The sequence below is a fragment of the Streptomyces sp. NPDC002520 genome, from assembly GCF_053595235.1.
The window spans coordinates 17,986-31,884 of sequence record NZ_JBSFXG010000020.1; the positions used below are offsets into that span (position 1 = coordinate 17,986).

General features: G+C 70.0%; 12 protein-coding genes and 1 pseudogene. 5 read left to right on the forward strand and 8 right to left on the reverse strand.

Going from position 1 to position 13,899, the window contains the following annotated elements:
* Nucleotides 1-78: 78 nt before the first annotated feature.
* Together ACWD5D_RS25710 and ACWD5D_RS25715 are read right to left on the reverse strand one after the other, a co-directional pair.
* Entirely contained in the window at nt 79-1,125 is a 1,047-nt protein-coding gene (locus ACWD5D_RS25710) for a zeta toxin family protein (protein WP_451375101.1), read from the reverse strand.
* Nucleotides 1,122-1,427 carry a hypothetical protein gene (locus ACWD5D_RS25715; protein ID WP_451375102.1) on the reverse strand — a complete coding sequence of 102 codons (306 nt, stop codon included), beginning with the start codon at nt 1,425-1,427 and terminating at the stop codon, nt 1,122-1,124. The genes ACWD5D_RS25710 and ACWD5D_RS25715 overlap by 4 nt, the downstream gene beginning before the upstream one ends.
* Before the next feature lie 212 nt (nt 1,428-1,639).
* On the opposite strand from ACWD5D_RS25715, the gene hemB reads away from it, so the two are divergent.
* Both hemB and ACWD5D_RS25725 read left to right on the forward strand, forming a co-directional pair.
* The gene (gene hemB, locus ACWD5D_RS25720) at nt 1,640-2,641 is read left to right on the forward strand and encodes a porphobilinogen synthase (protein WP_451375103.1); all 1,002 of its coding nucleotides are present in this window, start codon (nt 1,640-1,642) and stop codon (nt 2,639-2,641) included.
* Nucleotides 2,642-3,203: 562 nt separating this feature from the next.
* On the forward strand, nt 3,204-3,560 hold the full coding sequence (locus ACWD5D_RS25725) for a DUF805 domain-containing protein (RefSeq protein ID WP_451375232.1): 357 nt from the start codon (nt 3,204-3,206) through the stop codon (nt 3,558-3,560).
* A 148-nt stretch (nt 3,561-3,708) separates the two neighbouring features.
* Here ACWD5D_RS25725 and ACWD5D_RS25730 read toward each other — a convergent pair.
* Nucleotides 3,709-4,032: pseudogene (locus tag ACWD5D_RS25730) on the reverse strand (DUF4232 domain-containing protein); the annotation flags it as partial.
* 44 nt (nt 4,033-4,076) lie between these two features.
* The gene (locus ACWD5D_RS25735) at nt 4,077-4,463 is read right to left on the reverse strand and encodes a VOC family protein (RefSeq protein WP_451375104.1); all 387 of its coding nucleotides are present in this window, start codon (nt 4,461-4,463) and stop codon (nt 4,077-4,079) included.
* A gap of 72 nt (nt 4,464-4,535) precedes the next feature.
* Between ACWD5D_RS25735 and ACWD5D_RS25740 the strand changes: the two genes are divergently transcribed.
* The gene (locus tag ACWD5D_RS25740; protein ID WP_451375105.1) at nt 4,536-5,483 is read left to right on the forward strand and encodes a helix-turn-helix transcriptional regulator; all 948 of its coding nucleotides are present in this window, start codon (nt 4,536-4,538) and stop codon (nt 5,481-5,483) included.
* On the opposite strand, the gene argS is transcribed toward ACWD5D_RS25740, so the two are convergent.
* Nucleotides 5,480-7,243, reverse strand: a complete 1,764-nt coding sequence (argS, locus tag ACWD5D_RS25745) for an arginine--tRNA ligase (protein WP_451375106.1) — start codon at nt 7,241-7,243, stop codon at nt 5,480-5,482. The two genes, ACWD5D_RS25740 and argS, sit on opposite strands and share 4 nt — an antisense overlap.
* 150 nt (nt 7,244-7,393) lie before the next feature.
* Here argS and lysS point away from each other — a divergent pair, with 150 nt between their 5' ends.
* Nucleotides 7,394-9,136, forward strand: coding sequence for a lysine--tRNA ligase (gene lysS, locus ACWD5D_RS25750; RefSeq protein ID WP_451375107.1), 1,743 nt, complete (start codon nt 7,394-7,396; stop codon nt 9,134-9,136).
* A 57-nt stretch (nt 9,137-9,193) separates the two neighbouring features.
* Here the strand turns inward: lysS and ACWD5D_RS25755 are convergent, their stop codons facing one another.
* From ACWD5D_RS25755 to ACWD5D_RS25765, 3 genes are all read right to left on the reverse strand, one after another.
* Entirely contained in the window at nt 9,194-10,504 is a 1,311-nt protein-coding gene (locus ACWD5D_RS25755) for a DUF2637 domain-containing protein (RefSeq protein ID WP_451375108.1), read from the reverse strand.
* A gap of 72 nt (nt 10,505-10,576) precedes the next feature.
* Entirely contained in the window at nt 10,577-11,470 is an 894-nt protein-coding gene (locus ACWD5D_RS25760; protein ID WP_451375109.1) for a DUF3558 domain-containing protein, read from the reverse strand.
* Nucleotides 11,471-11,596: 126 nt separating this feature from the next.
* Nucleotides 11,597-12,460, reverse strand: a complete 864-nt coding sequence (locus ACWD5D_RS25765; RefSeq protein WP_451375110.1) for a DUF3558 domain-containing protein — start codon at nt 12,458-12,460, stop codon at nt 11,597-11,599.
* A gap of 228 nt (nt 12,461-12,688) precedes the next feature.
* Here ACWD5D_RS25765 and ACWD5D_RS25770 point away from each other — a divergent pair, with 228 nt between their 5' ends.
* Nucleotides 12,689-13,882 carry an RtcB family protein gene (locus ACWD5D_RS25770; RefSeq protein ID WP_451375111.1) on the forward strand — a complete coding sequence of 398 codons (1,194 nt, stop codon included), beginning with the start codon at nt 12,689-12,691 and terminating at the stop codon, nt 13,880-13,882.
* The last annotated feature ends 17 nt before the right edge of the window (nt 13,883-13,899 follow it).

The following is a 13,899-nucleotide window of genomic DNA, read 5'->3' on the forward strand; positions in this document are numbered from 1 at the left end:
CGTGAGACGAAGGCGGAGCGCCCCGCACCGGGGCGCTCCGCTCTTTCGTGCGAGTGGCAGGCGGCCTTTTGGCGGTTCCTACCTGCTCCGGCCCCGGTGCTCCTGCGGGCCGCCGGTCCCCGGCACAGGCCGGTTCGGGCCGTTGGCGGGCGGCGTCGAGCCGGCGGGACGCCCGGGACTCGTGGTGCTGCGGGAGCGTGCCACCGCGGCCGAGGGACGCACCGGGCCCAGCCGTTGGGCGGCGGCAGGCGAGAGCAGCGGACGTGCCTGGCCCTCGATGTGGGCGAGCCGGGCAGGCCAGTCACCGCCGAGGCGCCGCTGCTCCACGAACTGGCGCAGGTGCAGCTGGGTGGCGACGAAGGCTTCGCTCTCGGCGCCCGTCCACGGGCGGGAGCGTTCGGTCTCCAGAGCCTGGCGCAGGTGCGGGGGGCCGGCCCAGTTCCCGGAGCCGTCCGGGCTGTTGCTGTAGCGGGGCTTGCTCTCGCCACGCCGGTAGACGCTCGCCAGGTCCACCAGGGCGCCGCGGTCGACGCGGTCGGCGAGCTCCAGGATCCCGCGATAGGAATCGTCGGCGTTCGCCTGCACGGTCAGCCGCCCCTGGCCTCGGTCCGCGAGCTGCTCGAAGTAGCGGTTGACGATGCCCTGGTTGCTCATGGCCTGCGGGACGCCCATGAACAGGCCCTCGACGCGTGCTCCCGCCTCACGGTAGGCGCGCATCTTCTCCTCCACGGCCTGTGCGTTCTGCGAGGTCTCCTGGATGATCGCGTGCAGGCCGTGCTCGCGGACGTAACTCTCCGCCTGCGCCATCCAGGCCCGGCCGTCGGCGCGGGTGTAGGCGGCCATCAGGGTGTCGTCACGCGCCATCAGCTCCGCGTAGGCGGGGTGGTAGGGCTTGTACAGGTCGCTGTCGACGTCCACGAAGCCGCCGTGCCGGTTGAGTTGGGCGGCCACCAGCTCGGTCACCCGGCTCTTGCCCGCGCCGGGCTGCCCGACCAGGAACACCACCGTCGGTGTCGCCTGTGGTGTCCGGCCCTCCAGCAGGTCGGGGACGATCCGCTCGCGGAAGATCCGCCGGTTCTCCTCGTCCGGCAGTCGGTACCGCTCGACCTCCGCCGGGTCGATCACGCGATCCGCCCGAGGATCTCGCGGGCGAGCTGCGCGTAGCGGGAGCGGGCGGCGGAGATCTGCTCGCGGTCGGTGGAGCGCAGGCTCTCCCGCTCGCGGGCGAGCCGGGCCTGCGCCGCGCGGGCGTCGGCAACGACTTCCTGGTCGGGTTCGGGCTTCGCCTCCTCGGCGGCGATGAGCGCGCTGTAGGCGCCGACCGCCCCGTTGACCGCCTCGATCGCCGCCTCGTACGCGGCCGTCTCCTCGTTGGACCACTCGTGCGGGTCCAGGTGGCCGGTGATGGGAATGCCGTTCGCGGGCACGTCGTCCCCCTTCTGCGTGGTGATGCCATTGTGTGGGACGGTCCGCCGACCGTGCTCGGTTCTGGCGGGTTCGCCTCTCGGCGCGAGTCTTCCGTCCGGCCCGTGCGGGCGGGGGCCTCTTGACGCCTCTGCCGGTGCCCGGCGCGGCGCCCCTCGCGGGTCCGACAGGGTGTTGGCAAAGGCGTGGGCGGGGCGGGCGTAGCGTAGAAGGCATGACGAAGTACGGATCCTTCCCCGGCACGCGACCTCGGCGGCTGCGGACCACGCCCGTCATGCGGCGGATGGTCGCCGAGACGCGGCTGCACCCCGCGGACTTCATCCTCCCGGCGTTCGTCCGGGAGGGCGTGAGCGAGCCCGTACCGATCGCGGCCATGCCCGGGGTCGTCCAGCACACCCGGGACAGCCTGAAGAAGGCGGCGGCGGAGGCGGTCGAGGCCGGCGTCTCCGGGATCATGCTGTTCGGCGTGCCGGAGGAGAGCAAGAAGGACGCGCTCGGCACCCCGGGGACCGATCCGGACGGGATCCTCCAGGTCGCCATCCGCGATGTGCGCGCCGAGGTCGGGGACGAACTGCTCGTCATGTCCGACCTCTGTCTCGATGAGACGATCGACCACGGGCACTGCGGCGTGCTCGACGCCGAGGGCCGGGTCGACAACGACGCCACCCTCGAGCGGTACGCCGAGATGGCCCAGGTGCAGGCCGACGCCGGCGCCCACGTGGTGGGGCCGAGCGGGATGATGGACGGTCAGATCGGCGTCATCCGTGACGCGCTGGACCAGATCGGCCGCGAGGACGTCGCGATCCTCGCCTACACCGCCAAGTACTCCTCCGCCTTCTACGGCCCCTTCCGCGAGGCCGTCGCCTCCTCCCTCAAGGGCGACCGCAAGACCTACCAGCAGGACCCCGCCAACTGGCGCGAGTCGATGCGGGAGTTGGAGCTGGACCTGGCCGAGGGCGCCGACATGGTGATGGTCAAGCCGGCCGGACCGTACCTGGACATCCTCGCCCGGGTCGCCGACTCGGTCGACGTGCCGGTCGCCGCCTACCAGATCTCCGGCGAGTACTCGATGGTCGAGGCCGCCGCCGAGAAGGGCTGGATCGACCGCGACCGTGCCATCTTCGAGACGCTGACGGGCATCAAGCGGGCCGGGGCGCGCAACATCCTCACCTACTGGGCGACCGAGGCGGCGCAGAAGCTTCGGGGCGCGGGCTGAGCGACGGATTCAGGGGGCTGCGCGGCGGTGACCGCGCGGAACCGGACGGGGCGAGGACGGCCTACCCCTGTGGGGGCACGTCCTCTCCGCCAGGGGCAGCCGGTGTGCCGGCTGTGCAGGGGTGTGCCGGGCGTTGCGGCGTCGGTGACGGCCGGTCGGCCGGTCGGGCGTGGTGACGGTCGGCCGCTGCGGCGCGGGCGCTCCAGCGTGAAGGTGTCGACCGGCGTCAGGTCGCCGTGCGGACCGTCGAACGTGTAGTACGTGACCCGGATGCTGGTGCGGCCCGAGCGGCGGTCGCCGGGGCGGGGCTGACCTCGTTCCGGTACCGAATTCGCGGCGAACCGGCTTCGGGAAGTGCTCGGTTCGGCAACGGGAAGGCGTCGGTTTCGGTAACTCGGGGCAGCTGTAAGGGAAATGAGCGGCGCCCTTGCTCATGTCTGTCCTGAAAGCGACGTTTGAACCGCGCGTCAAAGCGCACGACGAGGTCTTACAGAACGTTTAACCTCTGCGCTTGACCCGATCCGTTCGGATCGGGCCCAACATCGATCCCTGGGGGGTTTCCATGAGCTGGTTCATCGAGGCGCTCAAGAAGTACGCGGTCTTCAGCGGGCGTGCGCGCCGCAAGGAGTACTGGATGTTCACGCTGTTCGCGGCGATCCTCTACGGCGTGGGGGCGGGCGTCGGCGTCGCGGCCAAGGCCCCCTTCATCGTGGCCATCGTCGCGCTCGCCCTGCTGCTGCCGTCCTGGGCCGTCAGCGTGCGCCGACTGCACGACACGGGCAAGTCCGGCTGGACGATCCTCCTGGGCATCATCCCGCTTGTCGGCCCCATCGTCCTGCTGGTCTTCTACTGCACCGACAGCGTGGCGGGCGAGAACAAGTACGGCCCGAACCCGAAGGAGACCCCGGCGTTCGCCTGACGCCCGGCGTCTCTCGCAGGGCGCCCAGCGCCCGGCACGCACACAGCGAGGTTGAGGCCGCCCGGCCGTCGTACCGGGCGGCCTCGCCGCTTTTCCGCCCTGCTTTTCCGCTCTGCTTTTCCGTCCTGCTTTCCGCCGTGCGGGCAGGTCACCAGCTCAGCGCGTCCGCCGCGTTCTGCTGCCAGTACGTCACCGTCAACGAGCTGTCGTAGTACACGCCCTCGGCCGGCAGTGCCGGGCGCGCGGACGCCCCGCCGCTGCTGTTCGGCGTACGGCCCTGGAAGGCGACGGTCAGCTCGTGGCCCGTGGTGCCGCCCTGGCCACTGCCGTCGGCGGCCTCCAGCAGGACACCCGCGTAACCGGACTCACCGGGCGCGAGGGTCGTCACCGCCTGCGGGTGCGTCTCCTCGGCCGCCCGGGGCGCCCACTGCATCTCGTCGAAGCGGAGCACCGGGTAGTACGTCGGAGGGCACGACCGTCTCCTGAGCGGCCCCCGTGCCCCCGTGCGGACGTCTCTCAGACCAGGGTCGTGATGCAGAACGGGTGGCCCGCCGGGTCCAGCAGGACCCGCCAGCGCTCGGCGCCCGGCTGGAACTCCGGCTTGGTGGCACCCAGGTCGAGCAGTCGCTTCTCGGCGGCGTCCAGGTCGTCCACGCCCAGCTCCATGTGCGCCTGCTTCCCCTGGGCGGGGTCCGGCCAGGTCGGCGGGCGGTAGTCGGCCAGCCGGTTGAAGCCCAGGCCGCCCGCTCCCTCCTTGCCGAGCAGGATGAAGTCGTCCGTGGAGAACAGGACCGGGAAGCCGAGCAACTCGCCGTAGAAACGGGCCAGTTCGGCTGGGTCGGCGCAGTCGAAGGTGACGGCGGCGTAGCGGAACGCGGGTGCGGAAGCGGTGTCTGTGGTCATGGGGAGGACGCTAGGACACGATCAGGACAGTTCCGGTCCTGGATACCCGGTCCCGTGTGTGAGACTTCGGCCATGATCGCCGCGTCCGCCCGCCTGCTGCGACTGCTGTCCCTGCTGTCCTCCCGCCCGTCCTGGACCTGTGCCGAGCTGGCCGAGCGGATGGAGGTCACGGACCGCACGGTCCGCCGGGACGTCGCGCGTCTGAGGGAACTCGGCTACACGGTCGACTCCGAGGCCGGACCCTGGGGCGGCTACCGCCTGCGCGCCGGATCCCACGTACCGCCGCTGATCCTCGACGACGAGGAAGCACTGGCCGTGGCCGTGGGACTGAGCGGGACGGCGCTGGGCGGTGACCAGGCGGCCCTGTCCGCGATGCTGAAGCTGCGCCAGGTCCTGCCCCGCCGGGTCGCGGACCGCCTGGGGGACCTGGACGACGCCTTCGTACGCCTCCCGGGCACCGGTACTCCCCGGATGCCTCCCGGCCTGCTGCTGGAACTGGCGGCCGCGTGCCGGAGAGGGGAGCGCGCCCGGCTGTCGTACACGGACGGGGAGGGCAGGGCCACGGTCCGGGACGTCGACCCGTACCGGCTGGTCCACACCGGCCGGCTCTGGTACTTCGTCGCGCGGGACGTCGCCCGGGGCCAATGGCGAACCTTTCGCGCCGACCGGGTCGAGCGCCTGAGGTCCACGGGCCACCCGGCGGACCTCACCGACGCCCCGGACCCGGCCCAGCTGGTCTCGCGCAACATCGCCAACGGACCCTTCCCGCTGACGGCGACCGTCCGCCTCCCCGTCCCCCTCCGCGAAGCCCTGCGCCTCGTCCCGCCGACGGTCGGCACCCACCGCCCCGACGGCCCGGACGCGACGACCGTCGACATCGGCGGCCCGGACGCGGACGGCCTCGCCCGCTATCTCCTGGGCCTGGGAACGCCGTTGCGCGTGCTGGCACCGGACGCCGTACGAGAAGCCCTCGTACGGCGTGTCCGGGAGCTCGCCGAGGAGAACGCGGGGACGGCTTAGAGCTTCTCGGGGGTCCGGATGCCCAGCAGGGCCATGCCCTGGTGCAGGGTGCGGGCCGTGACGTCGCACAGGAAGAGGCGGTTCTCCACCTGCTCCTCCGTCTCGGCCTTCAGGACCGGGCACTTGTCGTAGAACGTCGTGTACAGGGACGCCAGCTGGTAGAGGTACGCCGCCAGCTTGTGCGGGGCGTACTCCTTCGCCGCCTCCGCGACCGTCTCCCCGAAGGTGTCCGCGTGCAGGCCGAGTGCCCGCTCCGCGTCGGCCAGTTCCAGCTCCGGGTGCGCGACCGGGCGGGTCTCGCCGGCCTTGCGGAGGATGGACTGGATACGGGCGTAGGCGTACTGGAGGTAGACCGACGTGTCGCCGTTCAGCGAGACCATCTGGTCCAGGTCGAACTTGTAGTCCCGGTTCGCCGACGTCGACAGGTCCGCGTACTTCACCGCGCCGATGCCCACCTGGGTGCCACGCTCGGTGATCTCCTCCTCGGACAGGTCCTGGGCCTTCTCCCGGACCACGGCCGAGGCACGGTCGATCGCCTCGTCCAGCAGGTCGACCAGACGGACCGTCTCGCCCTCACGCGTCTTGAACGGCTTGCCGTCCTTGCCGAGGACGGTGCCGAAGGCCAGCTGGACGGCCGTGACGCCGTCGTTCAGCCAGCCCGCCCGGCGGGCCGTCTCGAAGACCATCTTGAAGTGCAGGGCCTGGCGCGCGTCCACCACGTACAGCAGCGTGTTCGCCTTCAGGTTGAAGACGCGGTCGCGGATCGCGGAGAGGTCGGTGGCCGCGTAGCCGTAGCCGCCGTCCGACTTCTGCACGATCAGCGGGACCGGGTTGCCGTCCGGGCCCTTGACGTCGTCGAAGAACACGCACAGGGCGCCCTCGGAGCGGACCGCGACGCCGGACTCCTCCAGCAGTCGGCAGGTCTCCGCGAGCATGTCGTTGTAGCCGGACTCGCCGACGATGTCGGGGTCCCGGATCTCCATGTCCAGCTTCTCGAAGACGGAGAAGAAGTAGATCTTCGACTCGTCCACGAACTTCTGCCACATGGCGAGCGTGTGCGGTTCGCCGGCCTGCAGGTCGACCACACGGCGCCGGGCCCGCGTCTTGAACTCCTCGTCGGAGTCGAACTTCTTCCGCGCGGCCTTGTAGAGGCTGTCGAGGTTCGACATCGCCTCCTCGCCCGTCACCCGGGCGGCCTTGTGGTCCAGTTCGTGCGGGTGCTCGTCCAGGTACTGGATGAGCATGCCGAACTGGGTGCCCCAGTCGCCGATGTGGTGACGGCGCACCACACTCTCGCCGGTGAACTCCAGCAGCTGCACGACCGCGTCGCCGATCACCGCCGAGCGCAGGTGGCCGACGTGCATCTCCTTGGCCACGTTCGGCTGCGCGTAGTCGATCACCGTCGTGCCCGCGTTCGCGGCGGTCGGCACGCCGAGGCGGCCGGTCTCGTCCGCGTACCGCGCGGCCAGGTTCTCGGTGATCGCCCTGTCCGCGACCGTCACGTTCAGGAAGCCGGGGCCCGAGACCTCGATCTCCTTGATCACGTCACCCGTGACGACCTGCGAGACGACCTGGGTCGCCAGCTCCCGCGGGTTCGCCTTCGCCTTCTTGGCGAGCGCCAGGATCCCGTTGGCCTGGTAGTCGGCCCGGTCGCTTCGTCGCAGCAGCGGGTCCGCGCCGGCGGCCTCGGGCAGGGTGGCCGAGAGGGCGGACGCGAGGTGCTGCTGGACAAAATCGCTGAGGGACGTGACCGAGGCCATAGGAAGGGGTGCCGTTCTCCTCGTGGGGATCGATAGACACGGCCAGTCTCTCACGCGGCACAAAGGGGTTTTCGCCGTCGCTATCCGGTCTGTGAGAATGGAGCATCACCCCGTATCGATGGAGTGCCACCCCGTTCCAGGAAGAAGGACGTGCCGATCGTGGCTCAGAGCACCGAGACAACCGACTGGGTCTCCCGTTTCGCGGATGAGGTCATCGAGGAGTCGGAGCGCCGGGCCCCGGGCAAACCGGTCGTCGTCGCGTCCGGACTCTCCCCCTCCGGGCCCATTCACCTGGGCAATCTCCGTGAGGTGATGACCCCGCACCTGGTCGCCGACGAGATCCGGCGGCGCGGGTACCAGGTCCGGCACCTGATCTCCTGGGACGACTACGACCGCTACCGCAAGGTCCCGGCCGGCGTCGCGGGCGTCGACGAGTCCTGGGCCGAGCACATCGGCAAGCCGCTGACCTCCGTCCCCGCCCCCAAGGGCTCCGCCCACCCGAACTGGGCCGAGCACTTCAAGGCCGCGATGGTCGAATCGCTCGCCGAGATGGGCGTCGAGTTCGACGGGATCAGCCAGACGGAGCAGTACACCACCGGTGTCTACCGCGAGCAGATCCTGCACGCCATGAAGCACCGCGGTGACATCGACGCGATCCTCGACCAGTACCGCACGAAGAAGGCCCCCGCCAAGAAGCAGCAGCAGAAGCCGGTCGACGAGGCCGAGCTGGAGGCAGAGGAGGGCTCGGGCGCCGCGTCCGAGGACGACGGCAGCTCCGGCTCCGCCGGCTACTTCCCGTACAAGCCGTACTGCGGCAACTGCGGCAAGGACCTCACCACCGTCACCGCGTACGACGACGACACCACCGAGCTGACGTACACCTGCACCGCGTGCGGCTTCTCGGAGACCGTCCGGCTGAGCGAGTTCAACCGCGGCAAGCTGGTCTGGAAGGTCGACTGGCCGATGCGCTGGGCGTACGAGGGCGTCGTCTTCGAGCCCAGCGGCGTCGACCACTCCTCGCCGGGCTCCAGCTTCCAGGTCGGCGGCCAGATCGTCGGCATCTTCGGCGGCAAGCAGCCCATCGGCCCGATGTACGCCTTCGTCGGCATCTCCGGCATGGCGAAGATGTCGTCCTCGCGCGGTGGCGTGCCGACCCCGGCCGACGCGCTGAAGATCATGGAGCCGCAGCTGCTGCGCTGGCTCTACGCCCGCCGCCGGCCCAACCAGTCCTTCAAGATCGCCTTCGACCAGGAGATCCAGCGGCTGTACGACGAGTGGGACAAGCTGGCCGGCAAGGTCGCCGACGGCTCCGCCCTGCCCGGCGACGTGGCGGCCCACACGCGCGCCGTCGGCACGGCCGCCGGCGCGCTGCGCACGACCGCGCGCCCGCTGCCGTACCGCACCCTCGCCTCCGTCGCCGACATCACCGCCGGCCACGAGGACCAGGCCCTGCGCATCCTCTCCGAGCTCGACCCGGAGCAGCCCCTGTCCGCCCTGGACGAGGCCCGGCCCCGGTACGACAAGGCCGAGGCGTGGATCAACACCCACGTCCCCGCCGACCAGCGCACCATCGTGCGCGACGAGCCCGACGCCGAGCTGCTGAAGTCCCTCGACGAGGCCTCCCAGCAGTCCGTGCGCCTGCTGCTCGACGGGCTCGCCGAGCACTGGTCGCTCGACGGACTGACCCACCTCGTCTACGGCGTCCCGAAGGTGCAGGCCGGGTTCTCCGCCGACGCCACGCCGAAGGAGCTGCCGCCGGAGATCAAGACGGCCCAGCGCACCTTCTTCGCCCTGCTGTACCACCTGCTCGTCGGCCGTGACACGGGTCCGCGCCTGCCCACGCTGCTGCTGGCCGTGGGGCAGGAGCGGGTGCGGCGCCTGCTCGGCGAGTAAGCGCAAGCGGCAACGGAAAGGGGGCCCTCAGGTCGAGGGCCCCCTTTCCGTTGCCGTTCAGGCGATGTGCTCTTCTTCCAGTTCCGTCAGATGGCGCTGCTGGAAGCGCGCCGCGATGGTTTTCAGGGCGCTGCTGCTCAGCTTCACCCCGTACGTCGCCTGGATGTTGTCGCCGAGCACGCCGGCCGTGGGATAGCTCCCGTCTATCGACTGGCGGAAGACCTGGTAGAAGTCGTCCTCGTCCGGCTCGGCCGGCGGCGTGCCGCCGCCCTCGCCCAGCTCGCGGGTGCGGTTCGGGCCCACCGGGATGGGGAAGCTGCCCGTGTCCTCGGGGGAGGGCTGCTGGAACTGCTCCGGCGGCTGCTCGTCGTACCACTCCTCGTACTGCTCCTCGGGAACGTACTGAGGATCCGGGGCCGGCTCATAGGTGGGGTCGTAGCCCCCCTGGTAGTCCATCTCGCGCGGCGGCGTGTGGAACCACGGGCTCTCCTCCGGTTCCTGGACGCTCCCCGGCCCCCCTGTGTACTCCCCGGGGTACTCCCCCGTGTACTCCCCGGTGCGCTGCGCGGGCAGCAGAGGGCGCGCCTCACCGGCCGACGCCGCCTGCTGCGCAACGGGAGCCGGCGCGACCGTACCCGTGCCCGCCACCGTGCGGTCCACGGCCGGCAGCACAGCAGGCTCGATGCCCGCCGCCGCCAGGCCCGCCGGAGCGGTCTCCACCAGTGGGACGCCGTAACGGGCCAGGCGCAGCGGCATCAGCGACTCCACCGGAGCCTTGCGGCGCCAGGCACGGCCGAAGCGCGAGCGCAGCCTGGCCTGGTAGACGAGGCGTTCCTGTTCCAGCTTGATGACCTGCTCGTAGGAGCGCAGCTCCCACAACTTCATCCGGCGCCACAGCAGGAACGTCGGCACCGGCGAGAGCAGCCAGCGGGTGATCCGCACGCCCTCCATGTGCTTGTCCGCCGTGATGTCCGCGATCCGGCCGATCGCGTGCCGGGCCGCCTCGACGGAGACCACGAACAGGATCGGGATCACCGCGTGCATACCCACGCCCAGCGGGTCCGGCCAGGCGGCCGCGCCGTTGAAGGCGATGGTCGCCGCCGTCAGCAGCCAGGCCGTCTGACGCAGCAGCGGGAAGGGGATACGGATCCAGGTCAGCAGCAGGTCCAGCGCGAGCAGGACACAGATGCCCGCGTCGATGCCGATCGGGAAGACGTAGGAGAAGTTCCCGAAGCCCTTCTTCAGGGCCAGCTCACGGACTGCCGCGTACGAACCGGCGAAGCCGATCCCGGCGATGATCAAAGCACCGGAAACGACCACGCCGATAAGAATGCGGTGCAATCGGGTCAGCTGCAGTGGCGCGGCCACTCGTACTCCCCTCCCCTTGCGTGTTGTTGCGCGCAACAGGGTGGCACACGTGGGTGGCGAACGTGGCGCCGGTCAGCCCTTCTTGGCCGCCGAAGCGCTTGCGGAGGGGGACTTGGACGACGAATCGGACGACGACTTCGAAGCCGACTTCGACGGCGAGGACGGGCTCTTCGTGGACGAACCCGACCCGGATCCCTTGCCGTTGGCGGAGGTGACGGACGCCACCGCTTCCTTCGCGGCCTTCTCGGCGGCCTTGGTCAGGTCGGCGGCGTCCGGCGTCTTCTCGCCCGCGAGACCGGCGCCGTTGTAGTCGAGCGTGACGACGACGTTCTCGACCCGGGCGACCACCGTCTGCTGCTTGAAGGCGCCTTCCTTCTTCTTCAGGTCGTAGCGCACCGTCGTCGCCTCGTCGCCCGTCCCGGCGACCGGCTCCGACTTGGTGTTCCGCGCGCCGGCCACGCCCTTGGCGTCCGAGACCTGCTGCAGGTAGTACGCGTGCGCCTGCTTGTCGCCGGAGCCGCGGCTCGCGTCCGAGTCGAAACGGAGCAGGGAGACGTTCAGCCAGCGGAACTGCGAGCCCTTGACGCCGTTGTTGTCCAGGCTGTTCCAGGAGCAGGAGGAGCGCGCCGACGTGTCGTCGCTCGTGCCCTCCTTGCCGGACGTTGCCCCCTTCGGCACCAGATCGCCCAGGGTGCTCTTCGACAGCACCTTGCACGGCTCGGGAAGCGTGCCGTACGCGGCCGCCTGCACGGTCGGGGAGGCACTCGCGGAGGGCTGCTTCGTCGCGTCGCCGCCGGCGCTCTGCTCGGCCGCCGAGCCGCCCTTGTCCTGGGATCCGGAGTCCGACGAGCAGGCGGCGGTGATCAGCACCGCGGGAACGGCTGCCGCGCACACAAGGACGCGGCGGAGGCGCTTTGCTCGTTGATCAAGCTGGGCTCGGTCGTCTCGCTGGGCTGCTCGCTGCATGGTTCCTTCACTCGTGACGCTGGGTGTTCGTGCGGGTTCCTGCCGGGCCACCGTACGCGGTGAAGGAGCTGTGCGGTTTCCGTTCGCCTGCTTCACGGGCGGCGACGGGTGGTGTTCACCAAGCCGTCATCCGCCCAGTGCGTCGTCCAGTCGAGAGGCCAGATTCCGGGCCCTGTCCTGCATTTCCTTGCTGTCCGGGACCACGCCGACGGCCATCGCCTGTTCCTCGTACTCGATGGTGACGACGACGTTGGACGTGCGGAACACCACAGTCACCGTCCGCTGTTCGGCCGTCGAACCGGAGCTGCCGAGCTGGTCGTCCAGATACGCCTCGTCACCGAGATCGGAGAGGGCGCGGGGCTGGAGATCGGCCTCGGAGGAGGCGCTGCCCGAAGGGTCGCCCGGGTCGGACGAGGCATCGGCCGAGGACCCCGCCGAAGACGGGGAGGCCCCGCTGCTCGCGGTCGCGGACGCGGTCGCGGTCGCGGTCGCCGAACCGGTGGGCGTCGTGGTGGGCGTCGCGGGGACCGAGGAACTGGGCTCGGGCAGGTCCGCGGCCGTCTCCATCTGCTGGAACAGCTTCTGCGCCTGGTCGTCGTCGCTGACCGCGTTGTCGTACGACACCACGCGCTCGAAGTCGACCGAGAGGCGGTCGGTGGCCGCCGTGGACTCGACCTTCCAGTGACAGCCCACCTTGCGGTCGGTGTCGTACGTCAGCTCGGCCTCGCCCCGGTAGGCCTTGTCCCGCAGGTCCGGGTCGGCGATCTGCCGGATGCCCGGGAGCAGCGCGTCCAGGTTGTCGTGGCCGACCGCGCCGCACGGCTCGGGGAGCGTGCGGTACTTGCCGGGCTGGGCAGCGACGGTGGCCGTACCGGTGTCGCCCGGATTGGAGTTGTCGGTCGTGCTGTCGCCCCCTGAGCCGCTCGAGCAGCCTGCCAGCAACGCCGCGAGGAGGGCCGCGATGCCGGTTACGTACGCCTTCCGCTGCACGGGCGGGCTCCTCTCGACGGTGGGCGATCCGACGTGGTGATCGCCTGATGCTTCAGTGTCCCCGCTGGTTATTCGCTTGCCGCGGCGGGGCGCCCCCTGCAGACAATGTGTATCGCACGCACTGCCGTGGACGCCGGTCCCTTGTCCCTTTTCGACAGCCTTGGCGCCGCTTTTGCGTTTTGCTGCTTTAAGTCTTTTGTTGCCGAAATCGGGGGGAATGAGGACGTCATGTCGTACGTGGAGATGCCCGGCGCCAAGGTGTCGATCCGCATGTGGACCGATCCCGCGACCGTCGAGGACGGCGCCCTGCGCCAGCTCCAGAACGTCGCGACCCTGCCCTGGATCAAGGGCCTGGCCGTCATGCCGGACGTGCACTACGGAAAGGGCGCGACGGTCGGCTCGGTCATCGCGATGCGGGACGCGGTGTGCCCTGCGGCGGTGGGTGTGGACATCGGCTGCGGGATGTCGGCGGTGAAGACGTCACTCACGGCGAACGACCTCCCGGGTGACCTGTCGCGTCTCCGGTCGAAGATCGAGCAGGCGATTCCGGTGGGGCGGGGGATGCATGAGGATCCCGTCGGGCCGGGGCAGTTCCATGGGCTGGCCACCGCTGGGTGGGACCATTTCTGGGGGCGGTTCGACGGGGTCGCAGAAGCGGTCAAATTCCGTCATGAGCGGGCGGAAAAGCAGGTCGGAACGCTCGGATCCGGAAATCACTACCTTGAACTCTGTCTCGATCAGTCAGATTCGGTTTGGCTGATGCTGCACTCCGGTTCCCGGAACATCGGCAAGGAACTCGCCGAGCACCACATCGGCGTGGCGCAGAAGCTCCCGCACAACCAGGGCCTGGTCGACCGAGACCTCGCCGTCTTCGTCTCGGACACCCCGCAGATGGCGGCTTACGAACACGACCTCTACTGGGCTCAGGAGTACGCGAAGTACAACAGGTCGATCATGATGGCGCTCCTCAAGGACGTGGTCCGCAAGGAGTTCAAGAAGGCCAAGGTGACATTCGAGCCTGAGGTGAGCTGCCACCACAACTATGTGAGCCGTGAGCGGTACGAGGGCATGGACCTGCTGGTCACGCGCAAGGGCGCGATCAGGGCCGGCCTCGGTGAGCTCGGGATCATTCCCGGCTCGATGGGCACCAGCTCGTACATCGTGAAGGGACTCGGAAACGAGAAGGCCTTCAACTCGGCGTCGCACGGGGCCGGGCGGCGCATGAGCCGCAACGCGGCGAAGCGCCGCTTCACGACCAAGGACCTGGAGGAGCAGACCCGGGGCGTGGAGTGCCGCAAGGACTTCGGGGTGCTGGACGAGATTCCGGGCGCTTACAAGAACATCGACCAGGTCATGGAGCAGCAGCGGGACCTTGTGGAGGTCGTGGCGAAGCTCAAGCAGTTCATCTGCGTGAAGGGCTGACGCGAAAGCCCCCGACT

What these genes read in the sequence shown, in the direction of transcription:
- hemB (WP_451375103.1), top strand. Translation starts at nt 1,640, where the DNA reads ATGACGAAGTACGGATCCTTCCCCGGCACGCGACCTCGGCGGCTGCGG.
- ACWD5D_RS25725 (WP_451375232.1), top strand. Translation starts at nt 3,204, where the DNA reads ATGAGCTGGTTCATCGAGGCGCTCAAGAAGTACGCGGTCTTCAGCGGG.
- ACWD5D_RS25735 (WP_451375104.1), bottom strand. Translation starts at nt 4,463, where the DNA reads ATGACCACAGACACCGCTTCCGCACCCGCGTTCCGCTACGCCGCCGTC.
- ACWD5D_RS25740 (WP_451375105.1), top strand. Translation starts at nt 4,536, where the DNA reads ATGATCGCCGCGTCCGCCCGCCTGCTGCGACTGCTGTCCCTGCTGTCC.
- argS (WP_451375106.1), bottom strand. Translation starts at nt 7,243, where the DNA reads ATGGCCTCGGTCACGTCCCTCAGCGATTTTGTCCAGCAGCACCTCGCG.
- ACWD5D_RS25760 (WP_451375109.1), bottom strand. Translation starts at nt 11,470, where the DNA reads ATGCAGCGAGCAGCCCAGCGAGACGACCGAGCCCAGCTTGATCAACGA.
- ACWD5D_RS25770 (WP_451375111.1), top strand. Translation starts at nt 12,689, where the DNA reads ATGTCGTACGTGGAGATGCCCGGCGCCAAGGTGTCGATCCGCATGTGG.